Raw genomic sequence first — 25,946 nt, forward strand, 5'->3', positions numbered from 1 at the left:
ACATGCTACTCGCCGGTAACGGCGGACGGCAGGCGCCTCCCGCCGGGTACGGTCGCGAGGTCCGCGAGCTCCGTACAGATGTTGAGCAGCCGCGTCCGCAGGGTCATTCCCCGTTCGGCGATCGCCGACTGCTCGCGCACGTAGTCGGCCCTGCCGGCGGCTGTCTCGATGCGGACCGGCTCGTAACCGAGGTCGCTGAGATCGTAGGGGCTGGCGCGCATGTCGAGGTCGCGGGCTCGGAGTGCCAGCGCGAAGCAGTCGAGCGTCAGGTCCGACGGCACGAGCGGCGCGAGGGTGAAGCAGTACCGGTAGAGGTCCATCGTCGCGTGCAGGCAACCCGGCTGTTCGTGCGCGATCTGCGACACCCGGCTCAGCGTGGTGTCGTTGCGCGGACGCGCCGGGTCGGTGAAGAACCGGAACGCGTCGAAGTGGGTGCAGCGCAGCGGCATGGACTCGACGACCGCGTCGGTGCCCGCGGACCCCAATCGCAGCGGCAGGTCGTGCCGGGTGTCGTCGGTGCGGTAGACCATCGCCCACTCGTGCAGCCCGAAACAGCCGAGCCGAGCGGGTCGTCGAGCGGTGGCACCGAGCATGTCCACGGCCGCGGCGAGCGCTTCGCCGCGGTGCCGGAGATAGGCGTCGCCGACGCTCACACCGGCGTCGGTCCGCTCGTAGCCGCGCAGGCCGAGGAACTCGTCGCCGTCCTCGAGCGTCACGCCGAATCCGGGATGCCAGCGCAGTACGTGCGCCGGACGTGACGAGTAGTAGGTGAACAAGAAGTCGATCACCGGGTGACGGGCGCCGCGACGTCGGGCGTCGAGGTAGGGGCCGATCAGCTCGTCCACCGCCTGCCGATGGGCGTCGCGGCGTGCTCGCCACTCGTCGGCGTCCAGGACCTGCGCCGCCAGGCCGTGATCCGGATGTTCCAGCTGCGCGGTCATCGTGGTCACACCCGGTGTGTCTCGTCGCGAACGTTGCCGACGAACTCCTCCACCAGATCGGCGAGCGGGACGATGCCGATGGTGCGGCCGCTGTCGTCGACCACCGCGCCCAGATGCGAACTGGTCCGCCGCAGCACTCCGGTGGCCTCGTCGAGGGGCGTCGTCGAATCGATGACCGGCAGCGGCCGGATCTTGTCGACGCCGATGATCGTGTCCGATCCGACGTGCTCGTCGAGGATCTCGTCGAGCACGTCCTTGAGGTGCAGATAGCCGGTGAAGGTGCCGTCGGGTCCGCGGACGGGGAACCGCGAGAACCCCGTCTCGCCGACCGCTTTCTCCACGGCACCCAGGGTCGGTCCGATACCGCCGGAACCGGACACCTGCACACCGACACTGCGCATCTGGTCGAGCGGGATCATCACCTCCGCCACGGTGCGGCCGATGGACTGCAGGGCGCGGGTCAGGCGTTCGTGTTCCTCGGCGTCGATGAGGCCTTCCTGCTTGGACTCGCCGACCATCTCGGCCAGCTCGCCCAGCGACACCGTGGACTCGAGTTCGTCCTTCGGTTCCACCCGGAGGAGCCGCAGCGAGATGTTCGCCAGCCAGTTGTAGAACGCGATCAGCGGCCGGACCAGACGGATGAACAACAGATGTGCCGGCACGAGGAGCATCGCGGACGACTCCGGGCCGGCCAGCGCGATGTTCTTCGGGACCATCTCGCCCAGCAGGATGTGCAGCACCACGACCAGCGACAGCGCGATGGCGAACGAGATCGGGTGGAGGAGGGCATCGGGAACGTGCGCCAGGTGCAGCGGCGCCTCGATGAGATGCGCGACCGCGGGCTCGCCGACCCGGCCGAGCAGGATCGAGCAGATCGTGATGCCGAGCTGCGCACCGGCCAGCATCAGCGACAGCCGTTCGCCGGCGTAGATGACGGTCCGCGCGCGGCTCTTGCCGCTCTCGGCGAGGGCTTCGAGGCGGTCGCGTCGAGCCGAGATCAGGGAGAACTCGGCACCCACGAAGAACGCGTTGCCGGCCAGGAGGACGACGGTCAGCCCGACCGCCCACAGATCACCGCCCATGCGGGTCCTCCTGGTTGTTCGACGGTTTGCCGTTTCGTTCGGCGGCGGTGGAGAGGTCTCGATCCGCGTGAGCCGGCCGGACCTGATCCGCGGGCGCCGGCCGGATCGCGACCACGTCGACCCGGCGTCCGTCCATCTGGGTGACGGTCGCACGCCAGGTGACGTCCGGGCCGCGGTCGGGCGATTGGGCGGTGTCGTCGTCGGTCTCGCCGACGGCCGAGCGTCGTGGGAGGTCCACCTCGTCATCGACGGTGGGAATGCGGCCCAGGCAGTACATGACGAGTCCACCCAGCGTGTCGTAGGGCCCTTCGGGGGCGTGGTAGCCGACGGCGTCGTACAGCTCGTCGATGCGCAGCAGTCCGGCACAGAGGTAACCGTTGCCGTCGACCGCGACGTCTGCTCGTTCGTCGTCGTGTTCGTCGGTGACGTCGCCGAGGATCTCCTCGATGAGGTCTTCGGTGGTGACGATGCCGGCGGTCCCGCCGTATTCGTCGATCACGACGCACAGCTCCATCCCGTCGGCGCGGATGCGTTCCATCAGCGCGTCACCGTCGAGGCTGGCCGGCACACGTGGCACCGGCCGGGCGATCGAGGTGACCGAGGTGGTGGCCTGTCGCTCGGGGGGAACGGTGAAGGCCTGTTTGATGTGCACGACCCCGACGAGGTCGTCGAGGTCGCCGTCGATGACGACCGGGAAACGGGAATGCCCGGTGCGCGACGACGCCATGACGAGGTCGCGGACGGAGTCGGCGCGGTCGAGACAATCGATCGTCACGCGGGGGGTCATCAGGTCCTCGGCGGTGAGTTCGCCGAAGCGCAGCGAGCGGTCGACGAGGGTCGCCGTCTGCTGGTCGAGGGCACCGCGACGTGCCGAGTTACGGACGAGCGAGACGAGTTCCTGGGGCGACCGCGCGGAGGCCAGCTCGTCGGTCGGCTCGATGCCGAGACGGCGGACGATCCAGTTCGCCGTGCCGTTCAATCCGTTGATCGCCCAGCGGAAGACCGCGGAGAACACGGTCATCGGGCCGGCGGTGGCCCGCGCCACCGCGAGCGGCTTGGCGATCGCGAGGTTCTTCGGGATGAGCTCGCCGAGCACCATCGACAGGGAGGTCGCGATCACCAGTGCGAGGATCAGCGAGGTCGCCGAGGCCACCGACTCGCCGACGCCGAGTGCGGTCAGCGGCGGCCGGAGGATCCGGGCGAGGACCGGTTCGGCGATGTAGCCGGTGATGAGGGTCGTGATCGTGATGCCCAGCTGCGCGCCCGACAGTTGGAACGACAGGGTGGAGTGCGCACGCTGGACCATCCGAGAACGACGGTCCGCGCGATCGGCCACGTCGGCGGTGATCGTCGACCGCTCCAACGCGGTGAGGGAGAACTCGGCCGCCACGAACAGCGCCGTCCCGAGCGTCAACGCGATGAATCCGACGAGACTCGCGACCAGGAGCAGGATCTCCACGTCACCACCCGCCCGGCAGGGGCCGTCCTTCGGCGAAGCCGGCGGGCGACTGGATGCCCAACACCACCTTGTCGTGGAGTTCGCGCAGGTTGCGGGCGCCGGTGTAGGTGGCCGTGCTGCGGACGCCCGCACAGATGTGGTCGATGACGTCCTCGACGCCGGGCCGCTCCGGGTCCAGGCGGATCCGTGAACTCGAGATGCCCTCTTCGAACAAGCTCTTGCGTGCCAGGTCGTAGGTGCTGTCGCCGCTCGACCGGGCTGCGACCGCCCGCTTCGAGGCCATGCCGAAACTCACCTTGTACGGGCCCCGCTCGTCCACGAGCAGGTCGCCCGGTGACTCATGGGTCCCGGCGAACCACGAGCCGACCATCACGTTCGACGCCCCGGCGGCCAGTGCGAGCGCGACATCGCGCGGGTGCCGGACACCGCCGTCGGCCCAGACCGCCGCACCGTGACCGGCGGCGACCGCGGCGCATTCGGCGACCGCCGAGAACTGGGGACGCCCGACACCGGTCATCATGCGGGTGGTGCACATCGCGCCCGGCCCGACACCGACCTTGATGATCGACGCGCCGGCGTCGATGAGGTCGAGCGTGCCCTCGGCCGACACGACATTGCCGGCCGCGATCGGGACGCCGAGGTCGGCGTCGGCGACTGCGGACAGCGCGGTGAGCATCTTCTCCTGATGGCCGTGCGCGGTGTCGATCACCAGTAGATCCGCTCCCGCGGCGACCAACGCGCGAGCCTTGCCCACGACGTCGCCGTTGATGCCGACGGCCGCCGCGATCCGCAGGGCACCGGCGGAGTCGAGGTTCGGCGTGTAGATCGCATGCCGCAGGGCACCGACGCGGTTGAGTACCCCGGCGAGCCGCCCGTCGGGTTCGACGAGCACGGCCAGGCCCAGGTGCAGGTCGCCCAGCGCGTCGAAGACCTCGCGGGGCGGGGTGTCGACGGGCAGCGTCACGATGTCGGGGTCGGCGATCTCGCTGACCCGGGCGAACCGGTCGACGTCGCGGCACCGTCGCTCGGTCACGACACCCACCGGCCGGCCCTCCCGGACCACGACGGCCGCGCCGTGGGAACGCTTCGGGATCAACGCGACCGCATCGGTGACCGACGCATCCGGGTCGAGGGTGACGGGTGTGTCGGCCACCAGGTGCCGTGACTTCACGAACGCGATGGACGCGGCGGCCGCCTCGATGGGCAGGTCCTGGGGGAGGACCACGAGTCCACCGCGGCGGGCCACCGTCTCGGCCATGCGCTTGCCCGCCACCGCCGTCATGTTCGCCACGACCAGCGGGATCGTGGTACCGCTGCCGTCCGACGTCGACAGGTCGACGTCGAAGCGCGAGCTGACGTCCGATCTGCCCGGGACGATGAACAGATCGTCGTACGTCAGATCGTGTGTCGGCCGGTGGCCTTCGATGAATCGCACGGGGTTTCGTGGGCTCCTAGTCGGTCACTTCCGAGCGGTCACCGCTCCACAGCGTGTGGAACGTGCCCTTCTTGTCGATGCGCTGGTAGGTGTGCGCGCCGAAGTAGTCGCGCAGGCCCTGGGTGAGCGCGGCCGGCAGGCGTTCGGCTCGCAGACCGTCGTAGTACGACAGCGACGACGCGAACGCCGGCACGGGGATACCGAGGAGCGTCGCGGTCGAAACCACCCGGCGCCAACTGTCGATGCCGACCTCGACGGCTTCGCGGAAGTACGGCGCGAGAAGCAGGCTCGGGAGGGCGGGATCGTCGTGGTAGGCCTCACGGATGCGGTTGAGGAACTGTGCCCGGATGATGCAGCCGCCGCGCCAGATGGTGGCCAGCGCTCCGCGGTCGACATCCCAGCCGTACTCGGCGCTGCCGGCCGCGATCTGATCGAAGCCCTGGGCGTAGGCGACGACCTTGGAGGCGTAGAGGGCGGTCTTGATGTCGTTGACGAAGGTCTCGCGGTCGGCGGGGGCTGAGCCGAGGTTGCCCGACGACAGGCCGCGCGCGGCGACGCGCTGATCGGTGGCGCTCGACAGGGCGCGGGCGAAGACGGCCTCGGCGATACCGGTCGTCGGGATGCCCAGGTCGAGTGCGGACTTCACGGTCCAGCGACCGGTGCCCTTCTGACCCGCGGCGTCGACGATGACGTCGACCAGCGGCTTGCCGGTCTCGTCGTCGACCTGGCTGAGGACCTCCGCGGTGATCTCGATCAGGTAGCTCTCGAGTTCGGTGGTGTTCCAGTCGCGAAAGACGTCGGCGATCTCCGAGACCGGCATGTCCAGGGCTTTGCGCATGAGGTCGTAGGCCTCGCCGATGAGCTGCATGTCGGCGTACTCGATGCCGTTGTGCACCATCTTGACGAAGTGGCCGCTGCCGTCGGGCCCGATGTGGGTGCAGCACGGCTCGCCGTCGACCTGGGCGGCGATCGACTCGAGGAGGGGCCCGAGCGACTCATAGGACTCGGCTGGTCCGCCCGGCATGATCGACGGGCCGTTGAGCGCGCCCTCTTCGCCGCCGGAGATGCCCGCGCCGACGAAGTTGAGTCCGCGGGCCGACATCGCGGCCTCGCGCCGGATGGTGTCGGTGTAGAGGGCGTTGCCGCCGTCGATGATGATGTCGCCCGGCTCCATCGCGTCGGCGAGTTCCTCGATGACCGCGTCGGTCGCGTCGCCCGCCTTCACCATGATGAGGACCCGGCGCGGACGCTCGAGTGCGGCCACGAACTCGGCCACCGTCTCGGTACGGATGAAGTTGCCGTCGCCGCCGTGGTTCTCGATCAGCGCGTCGGTCTTGGCGATGCTGCGGTTGTGCAGCGCGACCGTGTACCCGTGACGGGCGAAGTTGCGTGCGATGTTCGAACCCATGACGGCCAGGCCGGTGACACCGATCTGGGCCTTCGCGGAGGAGGACGATGAGTCGACGTTGTTCATGCGGACAGCCTATTGCCTCTGTGTCCGAACCGGCGATCTGCCTCCATGTGTGACGGCGGGCAGATGATGCCGGGGGACAGGAGTCGTCAGAATGCCGACATGAGTCGGTTGAGCTCGGTCAGCCACGGGATCGCGACCGCGAGGGTCGGCAGGACCAGGATCGCGGCGGCGGCGATGTAGGCGCCGGCCGCGAGAACGCGCGCGGGACGGTCGTCGCGGAGCCGGTGGACACGGGTCAGGGTGGTCGGCCCGCCGACCGCCATCGCCCCGCGCGGAGCCACCGCGTCGGCGCAGGCGACCAATGCGCGACCCAGTGTCGTCGGGGTGGTCGCGCGGACGGCCTGGTCGTCGGCCAGTGCCTCGACGAGCAGTTCCGCGGCGCCGAGCGCCGAGCTGCTGCGGACGAAGCGGGGGAACGCCTCGTGCAACGCGATGAAGGCCTCGAGGACGAGGTCGTGGCGTGCGCGGAGGTGCGCGCGTTCGTGGGCGATCACCGCGACGAGTTCGTCACGGGTGAGGCGATGCACCACGCCTTCGCTGACCACGACGCGCTGCCGCAGCCCGGGCAGGCAGTAGGCGAGGGGTTGTTCGACGTCGATCATCCGGACGTCGCGGGCGTAGAGCGGATCGTCGGCGTCGTCGGTCCGGTCGCACCGGTCGAGGATGTCGATGAGTTGGCGGTGCGCCTTGCGCCGGGCGCGGGTGCGCAGGCCGACGCGGATCACGGTGTAGAACAGCCGCGCGCCGACGAGCAGCGTCAGGACGAAGACCCCGACGCAGAGGAGCCACAGCGGCCAGCCGAGGCGTTCGATCTCGCGGACCGGGTGGGTCGTCGGGGTGCCGTCGGGTCCGATCACGAGGATGTTCGCCGCGATCGCCAGGCCACAGCTGAACGCCGACAGCACGGCGGCCAGGGCAATGGCCTGCCACAGCGTCATCGCCGCGCGTGGTGCTCGGATCGGCCAGCGGGCCCGGGACAGTGCCTCGGGTACGGGTCCGGCGAGCACCAGGCTGACGATGCCGAAGAGCAAGGCGGTCATCTGGTGATTCCTCAGGGTGGGCTGCGAGTGGTGGTGCCGCGAATCTAGCCGGTGTCGCTCGTTCCGCGGGCGGCTTCGAGTTCATCGAGTGCGGAACGGAGGGCGGCCGCCTCGTCGGCGCCCACGCGCCCGACGAAGGACACCAGCGCCGCGTGTCGGGAGCCGGGGGCGGCGGCCTCACTGAGCGCGTCGACCATGAGACTGGCGACCAGGTCCTCGCGGGGATGGGTGGGGACGTACTTGTGCGCGCGGTCGTCGCGGATCTGCGTCACGAGGTTCTTCTTCGCCAGTCGCTGCAGGACCGTCATGACGGTCGTGTACGCGAGGGAGCGGTCCCGGGACAGTGCGGCGTGTACCTGCCGCACGGTCTGCGGGGTCGAACTCTCCCACAACGTGTCCATCACAGCGCGTTCGAGGTCGCCCAGGCCATTCATCTTTCGCATTTTACTGCTGTGCCTCCGTTTGTGGGTCCGGTGGATACCCAGTTGTTGCGTGTCGGTGTGCCGAGCGACGCCGTTGTCGGTCACCACGCTCCTGACGTGGCCTTTTCCCGAACGCTTGACAGGTTGGTAAGGCTAGCCTACATTAAGTGTCACGTCGGACCGCGCGAGAGTCCTGAGGGCTGCAGAGACCCCCGGTCCACGGCACGGAAGGCCCCGCATCTCCCAGAGATGCGGGGCCTTCTGGGATCCTCGGGGGGCCAACGATCGACGGTCGAGCCCGGTTCCCCGCCGAGTCCCGGACTGCTGTCGCGACGACCCGACCGGCATGCGACTGTTGACGTCATGACTGCTGACAGTGCGGACGATGTTCTCCGGGATTCATTCGGCAAAGGACTCGACGGCGTCCTGGGACTCGAGGTCGTCGAGGCCGGGCCGGACCGGATCGTGGCCACGATGGAGATCACCGAGCGTCATCATCAGCCGTTCGGCATCGTGCACGGCGGTGTCTATTGCGCGGTCGGTGAGAGTGTCGCCAGCATGAGCGGTTACCTCTGGCTGCAGGACTCCGGGATCGGCGGCACCGCCGTCGGGGTGAACAACAACACGGACTTCCTCCGGTCTGTCCGCGCCGGCACGGTCACTGCGACGTCCACCCCGATCCACCGGGGACGTCGCCAGCAGCTGTGGGCTGTCGACATGGTCGACCAGGACGGAAAGCTGCTGGCCAAGTCGCAGGTGCGGTTGCAGAACATCGAGGTCACATAGGCCGTTGAGGCCCACGTCACCCCATCGCCACTCGGCGCGCCGACCCCGGGCCGGCATGGCAGGATGACTCCTACTGCCCGGCCGGACCCACCGAACAGACCGTCCGGCTGAACACTCTCGAGGAGCGCTCCCGGTGCGACTGTCGCCGCATGAACAAGAACGGCTGTTGATCTCCTACGCGGCCGAGTTGGCCCGGCGGCGGCAGGGGCGCGGCCTGAAGCTCAACCACCCGGAGTCGGTCGCGCTGATCACCGATCACGTCCTGGAAGGCGCGCGCGACGGCCGGTCGGTGGCCGAGCTGATGACCTCCGGTCGCGAGGTGCTCCGGCGCGACGACGTCATGGACGGGGTGCCGGAGATGCTGCACGACGTCCAGGTGGAGGCGACGTTCCCCGACGGCACCAAGCTGGTGACCGTGCACGACCCCATCGCCTGACGCCCCGCGATCGGGGCACCGTCCGAGGTGGATCGTGGCGCCCAGCGCCCGTCCATCGAACACCAGCAGTCCAGAGGAGACCGATATGTCGGGTACGCATCCCGGCCCGCGATCGACGCTCGTGCCGGGTGAGGTCATCGCGGCCGACGGGACCATCGAGCTCAACGCGGGTGCCGACGCCGTCGAACTCCGGGTCGTGAACTCCGGCGATCGTCCGGTGCAGGTCGGCAGTCACGTGCACTTCCCGCAGTCGAATGAGGCGCTCGTCTTCGATCGCGCTCGCGCACACGGCCGCCGGCTCGACATCCCGGCCGGGACCGCGGTGCGGTTCGAGCCGGGTATCGAGATGACCGTCGGTCTCGTCCCGCTCGGCGGAACCCGCGAGGTATACGGGATCTCCCTGACTCCCCCCGGGCCCTGCGGCCCGGTCGACGCCGTCCGCACCGACGAGAGCGAGTAGGGCATGGCGATCCTGGGACGCGACCGGTACGCGCAACTGTTCGGCCCGACCACGGGCGATCTGATCCGCCTCGCCGACACCGATCTGCTCATCGAGGTCACCGAGGACCTGTCGGGCGGACCGGGTCGCGCCGGAGACGAGGCCGTCTTCGGCGGTGGCAAGGTGATCCGCGAATCGATGGGACAGAGCCGGGCGACCCGCGCCGACGGCGCCCCCGACACCGTCATCACCGGCGTCGTGGTCCTCGATCACTGGGGAATCATCAAGGCCGACCTGGGAATTCGGGACGGTCGCATCGTCGCGATGGGCAAGGCGGGCAATCCCGACACCATGGACGTGGTGCATCCGGACCTGGTCATCGGGCCGTCGACCGAGATCATCGCCGGCAACGGCAAGATCGTCACCGCCGGCGCCATCGACTGCCATGTGCACTTCATCTGTCCGCAGATCATGGACGAGGCGCTGGGTAACGGGATCACCACCGTGATCGGCGGCGGTACGGGTCCGGCCGAGGGCAGCAAGGCCACCACCGTGACACCCGGCGCGTGGCATCTGGCCTCGATCCTCGCCGCGACCGATCACTGGCCGATGAACATCGCGCTCCTCGGCAAGGGCAACACCGTCAGCGCCGAGTCGATGCACGAGCAGATCCGTGCGGGCGCTTCGGGTTTCAAGCTGCACGAGGACTGGGGCAGTACGCCCGCGGCCATCGACGCCTGCCTGCGGGTCGCCGACGAGACCGGCGTGCAGGTCGCGCTGCACTCCGACACCCTGAACGAGGCCGGGTTCGTGGAGACGACCCTCGGCGCGATCGCCGGTCGCGGCATCCACGCCTACCACACCGAGGGCGCGGGCGGTGGTCACGCGCCGGACATCATCACGGTCGCGGCCTACCCGAATGTGCTTCCGTCGTCGACGAATCCGACGCGCCCGCACACGGTCAACACACTCGACGAGCACCTCGACATGTTGATGGTCTGCCACCATCTCAACCCCACCGTGCCGGAGGACCTCGCGTTCGCCGAGAGCCGGATCCGGCCGTCCACGATCGCGGCCGAGGACCTGCTGCACGATCTGGGCGCCATCTCGATGATCGGCTCGGACTCGCAGGCGATGGGCCGGATCGGCGAAGTCGTGCTTCGGACGTGGCAGACGGCGCATGTGATGAAGCGCAAACGCGGATCGCTGCCCGGCGACGGTCGGGCGGACAACAATCGCGCACGGCGTTACATCGCGAAGTACACGATCTGTCCGGCACGTGCGCATGGCTTCGACGACGAGATCGGTTCGGTCGAGGTCGGCAAGCTCGCCGACCTCGTGCTGTGGGACCCGGCGTTCTTCGGGATCCGCCCCGATCTGGTCATCAAGGGCGGCGCCATCGCATGGGCGGCGATGGGCGACGCCAACGCCTCGATCCCCACGCCGCAACCGGTCTTCCCGCGCCCGATGTTCGGCGCCGCACCGAAACTCGCGGCCGCCACGTCGGTCAGCTTCGTCGCCCCGGGCGCCGACGCCGATCTCGCCGGGCGCATCGGGGTCGACCGCAGGCTCGTCCCGGTCAAGAACACCCGCGGCGTCGGGAAGGCCGACATGGTCAACAACGACGCCTGCCCGACGATCGAGGTCGACCCGGACACGTTCACGGTGAGGGTCGACGGTGAGGTGTGGGAGTCCGAGCCCGTCGCCGAACTCCCGATGGCGCAACGGTATTTCCTGTTCTGATGCGACCCGACGACACGAACCCGGGCGCCTCCGCGCCGCTGGCGATGATGCTGGCCCTGGCGGATTCGCGTCTTCCGGTGGGCGGGCATGTCCACTCCGGTGGCGTCGAGCAGGCGATCACCGACGGATTCATCCGCACCGCAGGCGATCTCGCCTCCTTCCTGTACCGCCGGGTGACCACGAGCGGTCTCGTCGCGGCATCGGTGGCGGCGGCCGTTGCCGACGGCGCGCTCGACGTGCCCCGCGCGCAACGCGAAACCGATGCGCGCACACCGTCGGCGGCCGCACGGAAGGCATCGCTGGCGCAGGGCCGCGGGATGGTGCGGCTGGCGGGGCGGATGTGGCCGGACGCCGACTGGTCGGCCCACCGCCGGTCGACGCATCTCCCTGTCATCAGCGGGTCGATCGGCGCGGTGTCCTCGCTGTCGGGTTTCCACACGGCTCTGATCCTCGTGTACACCACGATGAGCGGGTCGGCGACCGCCGGCCAGCGCCTGCTCGCACTCGACCCGGCCGACGTGTCGATCATGATCGCCGAACTCGGTCCCGAGTGCGAACGCGTCGCCGCCGAGGCCGCGGTCGGCCTGGCGGACCTGTCCGATCCGGTGCTCGACATCTTCGCCGAACGCCATGAGCGGCAACCGATGCCGCTGTTCATGTCCTGACCACCGCCCCACCCATCCCGTGACCCGGCGAAGTCGCCGTCGCGAACCGAGAGGAGTTCTGAATGCCCCCGCATCTCATCGACGGGCAGCCGCACACCCACGACCACAACCGGCCGCGCCGCAAGCGCGAGCCCGGCGAGGCGCTGCGCATCGGTGTCGGTGGCCCGGTCGGATCGGGCAAGACCGCGCTGGTGGCCGCGCTGTGCCGACAGCTCCGGGACGAGTTGTCGGTCGCCGTGTTGACCAACGACATCTACACGACCGAGGACGCCGACTTCCTGCGCCGCAACGCCGTTCTGCCCGATGAACGGATCACCGCCGTCCAGACCGGCGGATGTCCGCACACCGCCATCCGGGACGACATCACCGCCAATCTCGACGCCATCGACGATCTCGTCGAGGCGAACCCGCCGCTGGATCTGATCCTCGTGGAATCGGGCGGCGACAATCTCACCGCGACGTTCTCGACAGGTCTGATCGACGTGCAGATCTTCGTCATCGACGTCGCGGGCGGGGACAAGGTGCCCCGCAAGGGCGGACCCGGCGTCACGTTCTCGGACTTGTTGGTGATCAACAAGATCGATCTGGCCGAACGTGTCAACGCCGACCTCGACGTCATGCGGCGCGACGCGGCGAAGGTCCGCGAGGGCCGGCAGACCGCCATGATCTCGCTGACCGAGGACCCGGCCGCGACGGACGTGCTGGCCTGGGTCCGTGCCCAACTGGCGGCCCCGGTCGCTGCCGGGTGACGATGCGCACCGAGGTCGACATCGTCGCCACCGTCGAGCGTGGCGTGCGTCATCGGGCGGTCGGGGGACTGGGCGTGCGGGTGACCGCGCCGGGCCACGTTCAGCTGATCGGCACCGCCGCCACGCCGCTCGGTGGTGACGAGATCGTGGTGCGCATCGAGGTCGAACCGGGTGCGCAGTTGCGGGTCGGCAGCGTCGCCGCGACGATCGCGCTGCCGGCCCGCGACCGTCCGGACTCGTCGGCTCGGTGGGAGATCGCCGTCGGCGACGGTGGTCGCCTGCGCATCGACCCGCAACCGACGGTCGTCGCCGGTGGCGCGGTCCACCGCTCGGACATCACGGCACGACTCGCCGCCGGCGCCACCCTCGATCTACACGAGCACGTCCAGATCGGCCGGGCGGCGAGCATGACGGACGCCACGCTGGTCGACCGCGACCGGATGGGTGCCTGGACCGGGGGTCTGCGCGTCGAGGTCGACGATCAAGTGGTGCTGGCCCATCGGCTCTCGCTCGGTCAGGGCACACCCGCGGGGGCCGCGGGCCACCGAGCGGCGAGCAGCGTGTTCCGGTACCCCGACAACCGGCCCGGCGACGTGCACGGGACGGAGATCGCCGCGCGTCTGCAGCTGGCCGGCGGCGCCAGTCTGACCACCGCCCTCGGGACCTCGGTCAGCACTGCGCGGCGGCTGGCCGACGGCCTCGAGATCGACTCACTGGCCGTCGTGCCGTAGACGACCGCCGGCGGGCCGGCCGCCGTCCGCGGATCAGCTGGCCTCGGCCTCGGATTCCTTGCCGTCGGCGTCCTTGCCCTCGGTGGGGACCGAGCCCGTCGCCCCGGGCGCGGTCGACGCGGTGTCCACCGTCCCGGCATCGGTCTTCGCCGGTTCCGCATCGGAGGTCTCGCCGGCCTTCTCGAGCGCCGACAACTGGCCGATCGCGGTGCGCGCGTAGACCTGCTGCTCGGTCACCGCGAGCTGCGAACGGCCGCGCGTGGTGAACGCGAAGAACCAGTTGATCAGGGTGTTCAGGCGGTTGCGGAACCCGACCAGATACACGAGGTGCAGCGCCAGCCAGCCGAGCCAGGCGAAGTAGCCCTCGGTCTCGAAGGTCTTCTTGATGCCGGGGATCGGGACCTGCATCACCGCGGAGTACCGCGAGATGGTCGCCATCGAGCCCTTGTCGTAGTAGCTGAACGGCTTGCGCTGGTCCGGGGTCTGCCCCTTCAGCTCGGCCTTGATGGCGTCCGCGGCATAGCGGCCGCCCTGGATCGCGCCCTGCGCCACACCCGGGACCCCGTCGACCGCCATCATGTCGCCGACGACGAACACCTCGGGATGGCCGGGGATGGTGAGGTCGGGGAGCACCTTCACCCGGCCGGCGCGGTCGAGTTCGACGCCCGACTGCTCGGCGAGCTGCTGGCCGAGCGGGCTGGCCTGCACGCCGGCCGACCACACCTTGCACTGCGACTCGATGCGGCGGGTGGTGCCGTCCTTCTCCTTGACGACCAGTCCGTCGTAGTCGACGTCGACGACCATCGCGTTCAGCTGGATCTCGACGCCCATGCGCTCGAGGCGGGCCGCGGCCTTGCCGCCGAGCTTCGGGCCGAACGGCGGCAGGACGGCCGGCGCGGCATCGAGCAGGATCACCCGGGCCTCGGTCGGGTCGATGTTGCGGAACGCGCCCTTGAGGGTCTTGTCGCTCATCTCGGCGATCTGGCCGGCCAGCTCGACACCGGTGGGGCCGGCGCCGACGACCACGAAGGTCAGCAGCTTGGCGCGCTCGGCGGGGTCGTGGGACAGCTCGGCCTGCTCGAAGGCGCCCAGGATCCGACCGCGCAGTTCGAGTGCATGGTCGATGGTCTTCATGCCGGGCGCGTACTCGGCGAAGTGATCGTTGCCGAAGTACGACTGATCGGCGCCGGCGGCGACGATGAGGTCGTCGTACGGGGTGACCGTGATGCGCTCGAGCAGGCGGGAGGTGACGGTCTTGGCCTCGAGGTCGATGTCGTACACATCACCCATGAGAACCGCGGTGTTCTTCTGCTTGCGCAGGACCACGCGGGTGGCCGGTGCGATCTCGCCCTCGGCGACGATGCCGGTCGCCACCTGGTAGAGCATCGGCTGGAACAGGTGGTGGGTGGTCTTGGCGATCAGCGTGACATCGACATCGGCCTTGGCCAGTCGCTGAGCGGCGAACAATCCGCCGAAGCCCGAACCGATGATGACCACTTTCCGGCGGCTCGTGGCTGCTCCAGCGGGGGCCTGGACGGCGGGGCTGCTCATCTCCAGACATCTCCTTCCAGGTCGTTGGGCGACGGTCGTGCGGACTTCGGCGGACCCGAGTGGGGTGCTACCCGAGGGGGCCGTGTAGCGCCGGGGCCGGAGTACGGCCGTGCATGTCCTCAACGGTAGTCAATGATGTTCCGATGGGCGCGGCCAGAGGGGGTGTTGCGCTCACGCGCTGAGACCCCCGGCCGACGACCATCGTTGCGATCGCTCCTGCCAGTCGGCCCGTAGGAGCTCGTATTCGACCTCGGACCGGTCGCGGTCCGGGTGGATGGTCAGTAGCTCGGCCGAGTCCGCGGCGTCGTCGCAGAGGTGGATGGCGCAGAGCGTCATCCCGAGCTTCTCCATCACGCGGCGCGACGACGCGTTGCGGGCGACCGTGCTCGCGAACACCCGCTCGGTGCCGAGGTGGTCGAACGCGAACGCGACGAGGGCGAACGCCGCCTCGGTCGCGAGGCCGCGGCCCCACACCGTGCGCCGGAGGCGATAGCTCAGTTCGAGTTCGGCCCGGTTGCTGTGCCGTGGTGTGCGCAGCGAGATCCAGCCCAGGAAGGCGGCGGTGGCGGGGTCGCACAGGATCCAGGTGCCGGTGCCGTGTCTGCGGTGTTCGGTCTCGGCGCGGGGGACCACCCAGTCCTCGATCACGGCGCGCGGTGTCGCGGCACCGCCGCTCACGTACCGCATGACCTCGGGATCGCTGTCGAGGTGGACGAGCTCGTCGACATCGACGGCGGACACCGGGCGAAGCCGAGCCCGTGCCGTGTCGATGTTCACCCGAGCCCCTCACCGCGCGCGGGGATGCGCGCACCGATTCGCCTGACGTCCTGCCCCGGCGAGTGAGTCTACGGTCTGGTCGGCTGTGACTCCTGCAGTTCGTCGTACGCGTGTCCCGCACTAAGATCGCGCCGTGGCCCCCCACCGAGATGCCCCCGACCCAGATGCCCTCGATCCCGAGGCAACCGCAGCCGGCTCCGCCGGGCCGGACTACGTCCTCGACATCCCGGTCGCGCTGCGCTGGGGCGACATGGACATCAACAACCACATCAACAACGTGCAGATCTCCCGGATCTTCGAGGAGAGCCGGGTGCGTTCGTTCTATGAATGGATGCCCGACCGGCCGCGGAAGTTCTCGTTCCTCGTCGCGCGCCAGGACATCGAGTTCTCCGCTCCCGTGCACTATTCGCTCGACCCGGTGCATGTGCGCACCTGCATCGGACGCGTGGGCCGGTCGTCGTTCGTGATGGCCCTGCGCCTGTTCGACCAGTCCGGGACGCTGTGCGCCACGGCCGAGACCACGATGGTCGTCGTCGACCCGGACACCGGCCGGCCCACCCCGATTCCCGACGACGCCCGGCCGCTGCTGACCGCGCGCCTCGGCGAGCCGGTGCGTTTCCACACGCCCCGGTCGAACGCCGCGGGCTGACCGGGCCGGGCCCGGAACCACAGCCGTCAGATGCTCATCCTGCACCGCGCCGAACGCACCGACACGCTGGCCGATGCGCTGGCCGAGGTCCTCGCGCACCCGCTGGGCGACCCGATGCGCCCGGAGATCGTGTCGGTTCCCGCCGCGGGAGTCGAGCGGTGGCTCGCCCAGCATCTGGCCCGACGCCTGGGGGCAGGGGCCGGCGACGACGGGATCGCGGCCAACATCGACTTCACCGGACCGTCCCGCCTGGCTGACGCCATCGTCGCGGCGGTGCTCGGTGATACGCGTCTGAACACCTCGGGCTCGCTGACGGCGCCGGACGATCCGTGGCGCGCGGCCGAACTGACGTGGCCGGTGCTGCGTGTCCTGGACGACCGCGTCGACGACCCCGCGCTCGACGTGATCGCGCGGCACATCGGCGCGGGCGACACCTCCTCGCCCCGGATCGGGCGCCGCTACGCCACCGCACGCCATCTGGCCGAGTTGTTCGACCGGTACGGGCGGTCGCGCCCGTCGCTGATCGCCGACTGGGCCGCCGGCCACGATCTCGACGGTGCCGGCCGCCCCCTGCGGGACGACCTGGCGTGGCAGCCCGGGTTCTGGCGCGCGGTCCGCGCCGTGGTCGGCCGGCCGCATCCCGCGGAGGATCTCGCCGCGGTCTGCGATCGGCTGCGCACCGACCCCGCGGCGGGGGGATTGCCGGAACGACTGTCGGTCTTCGGGCCGACGCGGATCACCGAGTCGTTTCGTCAGATCGCCGCGGCCGCGGCCGTCCACCACGATGTCCACCTGTTCGTGCCCCACCCGAGTCCACGGCTGTGGGCGGAACTCGGTGCCCTCGTCGACCCCGGCTCCGGCAACGGGGTCCCACCGCGACGCGGGGAGTGCGAGCTCCCCGAACTGCGAAACCCCCTGCTCGCCGGTCTCTCCCGTGATCTGCAGGAGCTCCAGTTGCGGCTCGCTCCGATCGTCGACCGGGACCTCCACCATGTGCCGCGGGAGTCGGTGCTCGGCGATACCGCGCTGCACGTCGTCCAGTCGGGGATCCGCGACGACTTGGCTCCCGCGCCCGGCGTCGCCGACGCGTCGGACCCGACCGTCTCCGCGGACCCGTCCGTCGAGGTGCACGGGTGTCACGGGCCCGAGCGGCAGATCGAGGTCCTGCGGGATCGGTTGCTCCATCTGTTCGCCGCCGATCCCGAGCTGCAGGCGCGCGATGTCCTCATCATGTGCCCGGACGTCGAGACCTTCGCGCCCCTGATCCGTGGCGCATTCGGACAAGCGGGGCTGCCGCATCCGGCGTTCGACCTGCGAGTTCGGCTCGCCGATCGTGGCATCCGCCACGTGAACCCGATCCTCGACGTGATCGTCGGAGTCGTGGAGTTGGCCGCGGGCCGGGTGACCGCCGGTGACGTCGTCGATCTCCTCGGCGCCCCGCCGGTACGAACCCGGTTCGCGATGACCGACGACGACCTGGATCTGATCCGGGAATGGCTGGCGCACAGCAACGTCCGCTGGGGGATAGGTGTCGCCGAACGCGCCCGCTACGGTCTCGAACGGTTCCGCCAGGGCACCTTCGACGCCGGCTTGGACCGCATCGCCCTCGGCGTCGTCGCCGAGGAGGCCGACGACGAATGGCTCGGTACCGCACTGCCGCTCGCCGGAGTGGAGAGTACCGGCATCGATCTCGTCGGCAGGTTCGACGAGTTCCTCGACCGACTCGGTCGGGTGCTGGCCGAACTGCGAGAAGCCGCTCCCGCGCACCGATGGGCGGAGACGCTCATCGACGCCGTCTCGTCGCTGACGGCGACCGAGCCCACCGAGGATTGGCAACGCGCACAGGCCATCCGGATGCTCAGCGAGGCCTTCGGGGACAGTCGACCGGTCGAGCCGGAGGAGGTATTGCGTCTGGCGGACGTGCGGGACCTCCTGTCGGCACTGGTCGCCGGCCGGCCGACGCGCTCGAACTTCCGCACCGGAGAGCTGACGGTGTGCACGATGGTGCCGATGCGCTCGGTGCCGCATCGGGTGATCGTGCTCCTCGGGATCGACGCCGAGGTGTTCCCGCGTGTGCAGCGTATCGACGGGGATGACGTCCTCGGCGTCGATCCGCTGGTGGGAGAACGCAATCCGCGGGACGAGGACCGGCAGTGTTTCCTCGACGCGATCTGCGCCGCGCAAGATGCCCTTCTCGTCTTCTACAGCGGTGCCGACCCGGTCTCCGGCCGCCGGATCCCGCCCGCCGTGGTCGTGAGCGAACTGGTCGACACGCTGACCGGTCTGACCGGCGTGAGTCCCGTTCGCCGGCATTCGCTGCACGGGTTCGACGCGCGGAACTTCACCCCCGGTGGCGTGCCGGGAATCGCGGGGCCGTTCAGTCACGACGCGTCGATGCTTCGCGGAGCCGAGGCGTTACGCGAGCCGTCGCGACGCGTGGTGGTCGCCGCTGCCGAGGTGCTGCCCGCGCCGGAACGGACCCCCGACACCGAGGACATCGACCTCGCGACCCTCATCGACTTCCACGTGGACCCGATCGTGGCGTTCGTCCGCCAGCGACTCGGTGCCCGCATCCCCGACGACGACCGGCCGCACGACGACCAGCTCGACGTCGAACTGGAACCGCTGGACAAGTGGGGGATCGGCGACCGATTCCTCTCCCGGATGCTGACCGGGGTGTCCATCGGGGAGTGCGAGGCGGCCGAGCTCCGGCGCGGGACGCTGCCGCCGTTCGCCTTCGGCACCCGAGAGCTCCGCGCGATCTCGCGGACGGTCACGCGGCTGTACGGCGTCGTCGAGCCGTTGCGCACAGGGACTCCCACGACCCTCGACGTCCTGGTCCGACTACCCGACGGCCGCCGGGTGCACGGCACGGTCGGTGACGTGTTCGGCGACACCGGGGCGGCGGCGTTGGTCCGCCCGACGTACTCCAAGCTCAAGGCCAAACAGCAACTCAGCGGCTGGATCACGCTTCTCGCGGTGGCCGCCGCCGCGACCCAGGGCAATGCCGCGGCGCGGCCGGTGGACTCGGCGGTCCTGATCGGGCGGGCCCCGCGAGGCGGCGGGACCAGCACCGTCAGGCTCCGGCGACCGGAGGATCCGGTGCCGTTGCTCCACGACCTCGTCCGGCTTCGCGACGAGGGTCTGCGTCGTCCGCTGCCGCTGCCGCTGGAACCCGCGTACACGTTCGTCGAGAACGACGGGCCCGGCCGGCGCAGCACGTTCTCGCTCGCCGATGCCCGCCGGAGCTTCGACGACAGATTCGGTGCCGCGCACGACCCGTATGTGAAGCTCGCATTCGGCGGGGACGTGCTGGCCGAGGTCGATTTCGGCGACCTCCTCGACGGCGCGACGCCCGATTACCGCACCGTCGGCGGTGTCGAACTGCCCATGGCCGACGACGAACCGTTGTTCGCCGGGCTGGCCCGAACCGTGTGGGTGCCACTCGATCAGCACCGGGAGGGCGCGTGAGACGGCCGACCACCTTCGACGTCACCGCCGACCTGCCGGATCACACCACGGTCCTGGAGGCGAGCGCCGGAACCGGGAAGACCTACGCCATCGTCGGACTCGCCGCCCGGCACATCGCCGAGGGTGTCCCGATCTCGGAGATGCTGCTGGTGACCTTCAGCCGGGCCGCGACCGCCGAGCTGCGTGAACGCATGCGAGACCGCGTGCGCGAGTTGCTCGACGGGCTCGACTGTCCCGGTGCCGCCCCCGGCGACGACGCGCTGCTGCAGATGCTGGCCCAGGGACCACCGGACGAGGTCGCCACACGTCGTCGCAATCTCGCCCGCGCTCTGAGCGACTTCGACGCGTCGACGATCGCGACCACCCACACGTTCTGCAATCGCATGCTGGAGGCGCTGGGGTTCCTGGGTGAGCGTGAACTGGTCTACTCGATCGTCGAAGAGGTCGACGAACTCACCGAAGAGGTGGCGCTCGACCTCTACCTGCGCGGTTTCTGGGCAAGCGACACACCGGAATTCGACTTCACCGAGGCGCAATCGATCGCCCGCGACGCGGTGCGCCAGGCGTCGGTCGCGCTGGCGCCGGACACCTCCGAGTCGACCGACGGGCCGGGTGCCGATGCGGTGGCCGCCCGCCGGGTGAGTTTCGCGTCCGCGGTCCGCCGCATCGTCGAGGCGCGCAAACGTGATGCGCGCGTACGGACCTACGACGACCTGCAGGCCATCCTGCAACGCATCGTGACCGACCCGGTGGTCGGCGAGCGCGCGTGCGAACGTATCCGCAACACCTTCACCGTGGTCCTGGTCGACGAGTTCCAGGACACCGACCCGTTGCAGTGGGACATCCTGCGCCGGTGCTTCCACGGCCATCGCCGACTCATCCTCGTCGGCGACCCCAAACAATCGATCTACGGGTTCCGCGGCGCCGAGGTCCTGAGCTACCTCGCCGCGGTGTCCTCGGCCGACACCTTGCAGGCACTCGACGTGAACCGGCGGTCCGACGGCGCCCTCGTCGACGCCCTCGGACATCTGTACGGCGAAGCGGCGCTGGGACATCCGGGCATCGTGGTGTATCCGGTCTCGGCGGCACACCCGGGCAGCCGGCTCGACGGTCGTCCGCCGTTGCGCATCCGCGCGTTCCTGCGCACCGACTTCACGTCCCGTAACGCCTACAACCTGCCCGCGGTGAAGGACGTCCGCGACCGGATCGCGGTCGATGTCGCCGACGACATCGCGCAGACCCTCGCCCAGGGCGCCCGGCTCGAGGTCGACGGATCCTCCCGCCCGGTGGATCCCGGCGACATCGCGATTCTGGTGCGGCTCAACAGCACCATCGAACCGCTCCAGCGGGAGCTCGCCGAGCGCGGAATCAACTCGGTGATCGGGTCGGGGGTCAACGTGTTCTCCACGACCGCGGCCCAGCACTGGCTGTGGGTGATGCGTGCCGTCGAACAACCCTCCCGCGCGGACCGCGTGCGGTTGGCGGCGCTCACGACCCTGCTCGGCTGGTCGATCGAGAAGGTGGCCACCGCAGGCGAACCCGAGGTCGCCGAGCTCGGGGCCGAACTGGCCTCGCTGGGACGGGTGTTCGTGCAGGGCGGGTTCGCCGCGATGGCGCAGCGCCTGCTCGACTCGCACGGTGTCGCCGCGCGCGTCCTGGCCACCGAGAACGGTGAACGTGTCCTCACCGATCTCCTGCAGGTGTCCGCGCTCTGCAACAAGCACGTGGTCGAGACCTCGGCGGGAGTCAGTGGCCTCGTCGAGTGGCTGGCCGAGCGGATCGCCGACACGTCCGCGCGCCAGCGATACGAAGACCAGAGTCGACGCCTCGACCGCGACACCCAGGCCGTCCAGATCATGACCGTGCATGCCAGCAAGGGCCTGCAGTTCCCGATCGTCTACGTGCCCTACGGCTGGGACGGGACGTGGATCGGCGACCGCGGCAACATCACCTACCACGACGAGTCGGGTACCCGGCGTCTCGACGTCGGTGGCGGACAGGCGCCCGGCCGCGCGGCGCGCCGCAAGCGGTACGCCGAGGAGACGGCCGGCGAAGACCTCCGGCTGCTCTACGTCGCGCTGACGCGAGCGCAATCGCAGGTGGTGGCGTGGTGGGCGCCGTCGATGAACACCACGAGCGGACCGTTGCACCGGCTGATCTTCGGACGCGACACCGCGACCCGAATCCCCTCCGAGAACAGCGAATCGGTGTGGTCGGTCGCCTCCGACGTTCCCATTCCCGACGACGACGCCACGTGCGTCGGTGTCCTGCGCACCCTGACCGGGCGCGATGCCGCGATCTCGGTCGAGCCCGCCGGCCGGATCGAGGCCGGTGCGGTGGCGGCCCCGCCGCACGCCGACGCCGAGACGGCGACCCTCGGGGTCGCGCGGTTCCGGCGCGCCATCGATCAGGAATGGCGTCGCACGTCATACTCGGCCATCGTCGCCGACGTCGCGCACGGTGCACCCGGGACCCCTGCCGGTTCCGTTGTCACCACCGGTAGCGAACCGGCCGACGACATCCTCGGTGACGAACCGGTCGCCCACCCGGTCGAGCTCGACGAGCCGCCCGCCGAGGGGCACCGAGCGGGAACGCCGTCGCTGATGAACGGGCTGCCCTACGGGGCGGCGTTCGGCACCCTGGTGCACGAGGTCCTCGAATACGTCGACACCTCGGCGCCCGACATCGAGAGCCATGTGCGCGAATTGTGTTCGCGCGCACTCGGGGTCCTGCCGGCGGACATCGACGCCGACGTGCTGGTCACCGCGCTCGTCGGCGTCCTCACCACGCCACTCGGTTTCGGCGATCTCTGGGGCGTCGAGCCGGGAGATCGCCTCGCCGAGCTCGACTTCGAGCTTCCGCTGGGACCGTCGGATCGCACCCCCGGCGCCCGTGGGGCGACGCCGAGGGTGTTCGCCGAAATCCTCGACCGGCATCTGCCCGACGACGATCTGTTGCGTGACTACGTCGATCACCTCCGCGAGCTCCCCGATCGTGAACTGCGTGGCTTCCTGACGGGCAGCATCGACTCGGTGCTGCGCACCCCGGACGGCCGCTACGTGGTCGTCGACTACAAGACCAACCGCATCCGGGCGGGGGACCTGGTCGTCGAGGACTTCGACACCGCGGCCATGGCAGGCGAGATGATCGCCGCCCACTATCCCCTACAGGCGATGCTGTATTCGGTTGCGCTGCACAGGTATCTGCGATGGCGCGTCGTCGACTACAATCCGGTCCGGCACCTCGGCCCGGTGCAGTACCACTTCGTGCGCGGGATGGCCGGGCCGGGCACGCCGCCCGGTTGCGGCGTGTTCGAGTGGGATCTGCCCGCAGCTCTGATCCTCGCACTGTCCGACGCACTGGCGGGAGCGTCCCGATGACCGTGTCCGACGTCCAGGTGGTGGAGTGGGCCACCGGTGTGCTCGCCGAGTGGAATGAGGCCGGAGTCCTCGCCGCCGCGGACGTGCACATCACCGACCGTCTCGTGGCGATGTGCGCCGAGCCGGTGTCCGAGACCGCGCGACTCGGCGCCGCGCTGGCGGTCCGTGCGGTGCGGCTCGGTTCGACGTGCCTCGCGCTGGACCGTTTGGGCGAGCTGGCCGGCGACGACACCGTCGACCTCACCATCCCGTCGTCCGATGCGGTGCTCGACGCACTGCTCGAGAGCCCGCTCGTCGGCGGCAGCGAGGCGGGGCCGTTGCGTCCGTTGGTGGTGCGACGGTCCATCGACGGGCCGCTGGTGTACCTCCAGAAGTACTTCCGGCAGGAACAGACGATCCGCGAGACGCTGGCCCGCCGCGCACGGACGACACCCGTGGTCGAAGCCGATGCGCTGCGCGCTGCGATCGCCGCCGTCTACACCTCGCCCGAGGACGGGCACCTGCAGAAGCTGGCGGCAGCGGTCGCCGCGACCCGCTGGACCACCGTCCTGGCGGGCGGCCCCGGCACCGGCAAGACCTACACGGTCGCACGCATACTCGCGGTACTGGACGCCCTGCAGGGACCCGGCCTCCGTATCGGGCTGTGCGCGCCGACGGGCCGGGCGGCGGCTCAGTTGCAGGCCTCGGTGGAAGCGGAGTCGACGGTTCCCGTCACGGCGCACGCCGTGACGCTCCACTCGTTGCTCGGCTGGCGCCCGGGTGCCAACCCGAGGTACGGCCGCGGGCGGACACTGCCGCACGACGTCATCGTCGTCGACGAGACCTCGATGCTGTCGATGACCGCGATGAGCCGCCTGCTCGACGCGGTCCGTCCGGACGCACGGGTGATCTTCGTCGGTGACCCGCATCAGCTCGCGTCGGTCGAGGCCGGAGCGGTGCTCGCGGATCTCGTCGAACGGGCGGATGTCGCTGGAGTGCAAGGAGATTCGGGAACCACGACGGCGGTATCGCAGGCCGCGCTCGAGGCGGTGGGCCTGGATGCCGATCATGAACTGGAACCCGAGGACACGGATCATCTCGCCGGTGGCGTCATCACCCTGCGGCGCCAATTCCGTTTCGGCGGCGGCATCTCGCGGGTCGCGGCGGCCGTGAACGCCGGCGACGCGGACGAAGTCCTGCGACTGGTCGCAGTGGACGACGTCCCGAACGTCGAACTCGTGGCGCCCGACGACCTCGATGACGTCCGTGCCGACCTCGTCGAATGGGGCAGGGCGCTGCGGTCAGCGGCCCGTCGTGCCGATGCCGACGGGGCGCTCGACGCGCTCGACGCCCACCGGGTGCTGTGCGCGCACCGGGAGGGGTCATGGGGTGTCCGTGGCTGGTCGGCCAGGATCACCGAGTGGCTGGGCACCGCCGGCGCCGAGCTCGCCGGATGGTATGCGGGACAGCCCATCCTGGTCACCGCGAACGACCGCCAGACGGCGACGTTCAACGGCGACACGGGCGTGGTGATCGCCGATCCCGAGGGCCGGACGCAGGGGGCCGACGCCGTCCGGGTCGCGTTCCGTCGCGGCGGATCGGTGCGACTCCTGCACCCGACGCAACTCGCCGACGTCGTGTCGGTCCACGCGATGACCATCCACCGCAGCCAGGGCAGCCAGTTCCGGCAGGTCACGGTGATCCTGCCGCCCACGGGCTCGGAGCTGCTCACCCGCGAGTTGCTGTACACAGCCATCACCCGCGCCCGCGAACACGTGCGGATCGTCGGGACACCCGAGGTGCTGGCCGCGGCGGTCGACCGCCGCGTGCAGCGGGCCAGCGGTCTGCGATCGGCGGTGACGCCGTTCGACCGCTCCTAGATCAGGTCGCAACCACCGGGGACGAGGTCGCGGCGCTGATAGCACTCGACGCCGAGCAGCTTCTCCTGGATGTCGTCGGGCAGCGACATGAAGCCGGAGATGGCCCGGCTGCGATCGATCTCGGAACGGTGGGCGGTGACGGCTGCCCTCTTGCGGGCCGCGAGATCCGACACGTCGACGACCACGTCGATCTCGGACTCCGGGGTGCCGGGTAGCTGCTCCCGGGGGATGTCCGCGAAGAGACTCTCCGCGAGGATGTCCATCATCCACTCCGGGATGGTGGCGAAGTACAGCGAACGCACGCGCCAGGCCGGCCCGGCGCGGTGGTAGAGCTTCGTCGACGCCGCCGCGTCGGCCGCGGCGCACGCGAGCCGGTGCGCGTGGACGTGGTCGGGGTGACCGTAGATCCCCAGCGGGTCGTAGGTGATCACGATGTCGGGTTGCAGTGCCCGGATGTGGTGGGTGAGCGCACGGACCTGTTCGTCGAACGACGCCTCGCACAGCCGCTGCGCGTCGGGTGCGGATTCTGGTCGCCGGTCGTCGGCATAGCCGAGCATGATCGGCGGGCGCGGCATCCCGAGGATGTCGACCGCGTCGGTGAGTTCGCGGTGCCGGACGGTGCCGTCGGTCCAGGTGCACATCACGAGGTCGACCTCGCCGCCGGCGTCGGTGTGACGCGCGATCAGGCCACCGGTCCACAGTGATTCGTCGTCGGGGTGCGCGTGCACCAACAGCAGTCGGGGTGTGCCCATCCACCTGGCTTCCTGATCGTTCCCGCACGGCACGGATGCTGTGCGGGGTAGTCGGTCCCCGACCCAGGGTAGCCACACCACCGCTCGGTAAAGTCGGTGTCCGTC

At 70.0% G+C, this 25,946-nt stretch carries 21 protein-coding genes; 11 read left to right on the plus strand and 10 right to left on the minus strand.

Annotated elements, in window-relative coordinates:
- Window positions 1-5 precede the first annotated feature (5 nt).
- The 7 genes from ACFVHY_RS19805 to ACFVHY_RS19835 all read right to left on the minus strand — a co-directional run bounded on the left by ACFVHY_RS19805 (window position 6) and on the right by ACFVHY_RS19835 (window position 7,874).
- Window positions 6-950 (minus strand): 3-methyladenine DNA glycosylase, encoded by a 945-nt coding sequence (locus ACFVHY_RS19805; protein ID WP_390274922.1) that lies wholly within the window; start codon window positions 948-950, stop codon window positions 6-8.
- Window positions 947-2,023, minus strand: a complete 1,077-nt coding sequence (locus ACFVHY_RS19810; RefSeq protein ID WP_390274925.1) for a hemolysin family protein — start codon at window positions 2,021-2,023, stop codon at window positions 947-949. The genes ACFVHY_RS19805 and ACFVHY_RS19810 overlap by 4 nt, the downstream gene beginning before the upstream one ends.
- Window positions 2,013-3,482 carry a hemolysin family protein gene (locus tag ACFVHY_RS19815; protein ID WP_390274928.1) on the minus strand — a complete coding sequence of 490 codons (1,470 nt, stop codon included), beginning with the start codon at window positions 3,480-3,482 and terminating at the stop codon, window positions 2,013-2,015. Before ACFVHY_RS19815 ends, ACFVHY_RS19810 begins: the two co-directional genes overlap by 11 nt.
- A gap of 1 nt (window position 3,483) precedes the next feature.
- The gene (locus ACFVHY_RS19820) at window positions 3,484-4,917 is read right to left on the minus strand and encodes a GuaB1 family IMP dehydrogenase-related protein (protein WP_390274930.1); all 1,434 of its coding nucleotides are present in this window, start codon (window positions 4,915-4,917) and stop codon (window positions 3,484-3,486) included.
- A gap of 16 nt (window positions 4,918-4,933) precedes the next feature.
- Entirely contained in the window at window positions 4,934-6,391 is a 1,458-nt protein-coding gene (gene gndA / locus ACFVHY_RS19825) for an NADP-dependent phosphogluconate dehydrogenase (protein WP_390274932.1), read from the minus strand.
- Between the two features lie 86 nt (window positions 6,392-6,477).
- Window positions 6,478-7,431, minus strand: a complete 954-nt coding sequence (locus tag ACFVHY_RS19830) for a M56 family metallopeptidase (RefSeq protein WP_058253194.1) — start codon at window positions 7,429-7,431, stop codon at window positions 6,478-6,480.
- Window positions 7,432-7,475: 44 nt separating this feature from the next.
- Entirely contained in the window at window positions 7,476-7,874 is a 399-nt protein-coding gene (locus ACFVHY_RS19835; RefSeq protein WP_058253195.1) for a BlaI/MecI/CopY family transcriptional regulator, read from the minus strand.
- A 342-nt stretch (window positions 7,875-8,216) separates the two neighbouring features.
- Between ACFVHY_RS19835 and ACFVHY_RS19840 the strand changes: the two genes are divergently transcribed.
- From ACFVHY_RS19840 to ACFVHY_RS19870, 7 genes are all read left to right on the plus strand, one after another.
- On the plus strand, window positions 8,217-8,639 hold the full coding sequence (locus tag ACFVHY_RS19840) for a PaaI family thioesterase (RefSeq protein WP_390274936.1): 423 nt from the start codon (window positions 8,217-8,219) through the stop codon (window positions 8,637-8,639).
- Between the two features lie 133 nt (window positions 8,640-8,772).
- Window positions 8,773-9,075: an urease subunit gamma gene (locus ACFVHY_RS19845; protein WP_058253197.1), complete on the plus strand. Its 303-nt coding sequence runs from the start codon at window positions 8,773-8,775 to the stop codon at window positions 9,073-9,075.
- A gap of 85 nt (window positions 9,076-9,160) precedes the next feature.
- Complete coding sequence (locus tag ACFVHY_RS19850) at window positions 9,161-9,535, plus strand: urease subunit beta (RefSeq protein WP_390274939.1); 375 nt, start codon at window positions 9,161-9,163, stop codon at window positions 9,533-9,535.
- A 3-nt stretch (window positions 9,536-9,538) separates the two neighbouring features.
- Complete coding sequence (locus ACFVHY_RS19855) at window positions 9,539-11,257, plus strand: urease subunit alpha (RefSeq protein WP_390274941.1); 1,719 nt, start codon at window positions 9,539-9,541, stop codon at window positions 11,255-11,257.
- Window positions 11,257-11,922: an urease accessory protein UreF gene (locus tag ACFVHY_RS19860; RefSeq protein ID WP_390274944.1), complete on the plus strand. Its 666-nt coding sequence runs from the start codon at window positions 11,257-11,259 to the stop codon at window positions 11,920-11,922. Before ACFVHY_RS19855 ends, ACFVHY_RS19860 begins: the two co-directional genes overlap by 1 nt.
- A gap of 62 nt (window positions 11,923-11,984) precedes the next feature.
- Window positions 11,985-12,671, plus strand: coding sequence for an urease accessory protein UreG (ureG, locus tag ACFVHY_RS19865; protein WP_068972432.1), 687 nt, complete (start codon window positions 11,985-11,987; stop codon window positions 12,669-12,671).
- Between the two features lie 2 nt (window positions 12,672-12,673).
- Window positions 12,674-13,402 (plus strand): urease accessory protein UreD, encoded by a 729-nt coding sequence (locus tag ACFVHY_RS19870; protein WP_390274946.1) that lies wholly within the window; start codon window positions 12,674-12,676, stop codon window positions 13,400-13,402.
- A 33-nt stretch (window positions 13,403-13,435) separates the two neighbouring features.
- Here ACFVHY_RS19870 and ACFVHY_RS19875 read toward each other — a convergent pair whose 3' ends face one another.
- Together ACFVHY_RS19875 and ACFVHY_RS19880 are read right to left on the minus strand one after the other, a co-directional pair.
- Window positions 13,436-14,953: an NAD(P)/FAD-dependent oxidoreductase gene (locus ACFVHY_RS19875; RefSeq protein WP_390274949.1), complete on the minus strand. Its 1,518-nt coding sequence runs from the start codon at window positions 14,951-14,953 to the stop codon at window positions 13,436-13,438.
- Window positions 14,954-15,124: 171 nt separating this feature from the next.
- Window positions 15,125-15,730 (minus strand): GNAT family N-acetyltransferase, encoded by a 606-nt coding sequence (locus ACFVHY_RS19880; protein WP_390274952.1) that lies wholly within the window; start codon window positions 15,728-15,730, stop codon window positions 15,125-15,127.
- A gap of 133 nt (window positions 15,731-15,863) precedes the next feature.
- Here ACFVHY_RS19880 and ACFVHY_RS19885 point away from each other — a divergent pair, with 133 nt between their 5' ends.
- The 4 genes from ACFVHY_RS19885 to recD are packed head-to-tail and all read left to right on the plus strand — an operon-like array spanning window position 15,864 to window position 25,089.
- On the plus strand, window positions 15,864-16,379 hold the full coding sequence (locus tag ACFVHY_RS19885; protein ID WP_065629855.1) for a thioesterase family protein: 516 nt from the start codon (window positions 15,864-15,866) through the stop codon (window positions 16,377-16,379).
- 30 nt (window positions 16,380-16,409) lie between these two features.
- Window positions 16,410-19,850: an exodeoxyribonuclease V subunit gamma gene (recC, locus tag ACFVHY_RS19890; protein ID WP_390274956.1), complete on the plus strand. Its 3,441-nt coding sequence runs from the start codon at window positions 16,410-16,412 to the stop codon at window positions 19,848-19,850.
- Window positions 19,847-23,230 carry a UvrD-helicase domain-containing protein gene (locus tag ACFVHY_RS19895; protein WP_390274958.1) on the plus strand — a complete coding sequence of 1,128 codons (3,384 nt, stop codon included), beginning with the start codon at window positions 19,847-19,849 and terminating at the stop codon, window positions 23,228-23,230. The genes recC and ACFVHY_RS19895 overlap by 4 nt, the downstream gene beginning before the upstream one ends.
- Entirely contained in the window at window positions 23,227-25,089 is a 1,863-nt protein-coding gene (recD, locus tag ACFVHY_RS19900) for an exodeoxyribonuclease V subunit alpha (RefSeq protein ID WP_390274960.1), read from the plus strand. Before ACFVHY_RS19895 ends, recD begins: the two co-directional genes overlap by 4 nt.
- Here the strand turns inward: recD and ACFVHY_RS19905 are convergent.
- Complete coding sequence (locus tag ACFVHY_RS19905) at window positions 25,086-25,841, minus strand: PIG-L family deacetylase (protein WP_390274962.1); 756 nt, start codon at window positions 25,839-25,841, stop codon at window positions 25,086-25,088. The genes recD and ACFVHY_RS19905 overlap by 4 nt on opposite strands.
- Window positions 25,842-25,946: the final 105 nt, after the last annotated feature.

Origin of the sequence: Gordonia sp. NPDC127522 (assembly GCF_042672305.1) — a bacterium.
Lineage (GTDB): Bacteria > Actinomycetota > Actinomycetes > Mycobacteriales > Mycobacteriaceae > Gordonia > Gordonia hongkongensis.

What these genes read in the sequence shown, in the direction of transcription:
- ACFVHY_RS19810 (WP_390274925.1), bottom strand. Translation starts at nt 2,023, where the DNA reads ATGGGCGGTGATCTGTGGGCGGTCGGGCTGACCGTCGTCCTCCTGGCC.
- gndA (WP_390274932.1), bottom strand. Translation starts at nt 6,391, where the DNA reads ATGAACAACGTCGACTCATCGTCCTCCTCCGCGAAGGCCCAGATCGGT.
- ACFVHY_RS19830 (WP_058253194.1), bottom strand. Translation starts at nt 7,431, where the DNA reads ATGACCGCCTTGCTCTTCGGCATCGTCAGCCTGGTGCTCGCCGGACCC.
- ACFVHY_RS19835 (WP_058253195.1), bottom strand. Translation starts at nt 7,874, where the DNA reads ATGCGAAAGATGAATGGCCTGGGCGACCTCGAACGCGCTGTGATGGAC.
- ACFVHY_RS19840 (WP_390274936.1), top strand. Translation starts at nt 8,217, where the DNA reads ATGACTGCTGACAGTGCGGACGATGTTCTCCGGGATTCATTCGGCAAA.
- ACFVHY_RS19850 (WP_390274939.1), top strand. Translation starts at nt 9,161, where the DNA reads ATGTCGGGTACGCATCCCGGCCCGCGATCGACGCTCGTGCCGGGTGAG.
- ACFVHY_RS19855 (WP_390274941.1), top strand. Translation starts at nt 9,539, where the DNA reads ATGGCGATCCTGGGACGCGACCGGTACGCGCAACTGTTCGGCCCGACC.
- ACFVHY_RS19860 (WP_390274944.1), top strand. Translation starts at nt 11,257, where the DNA reads ATGCGACCCGACGACACGAACCCGGGCGCCTCCGCGCCGCTGGCGATG.
- ureG (WP_068972432.1), top strand. Translation starts at nt 11,985, where the DNA reads ATGCCCCCGCATCTCATCGACGGGCAGCCGCACACCCACGACCACAAC.
- ACFVHY_RS19870 (WP_390274946.1), top strand. Translation starts at nt 12,674, where the DNA reads ATGCGCACCGAGGTCGACATCGTCGCCACCGTCGAGCGTGGCGTGCGT.
- ACFVHY_RS19875 (WP_390274949.1), bottom strand. Translation starts at nt 14,953, where the DNA reads ATGAGCAGCCCCGCCGTCCAGGCCCCCGCTGGAGCAGCCACGAGCCGC.
- recC (WP_390274956.1), top strand. Translation starts at nt 16,410, where the DNA reads ATGCTCATCCTGCACCGCGCCGAACGCACCGACACGCTGGCCGATGCG.
- recD (WP_390274960.1), top strand. Translation starts at nt 23,227, where the DNA reads ATGACCGTGTCCGACGTCCAGGTGGTGGAGTGGGCCACCGGTGTGCTC.
- ACFVHY_RS19905 (WP_390274962.1), bottom strand. Translation starts at nt 25,841, where the DNA reads ATGGGCACACCCCGACTGCTGTTGGTGCACGCGCACCCCGACGACGAA.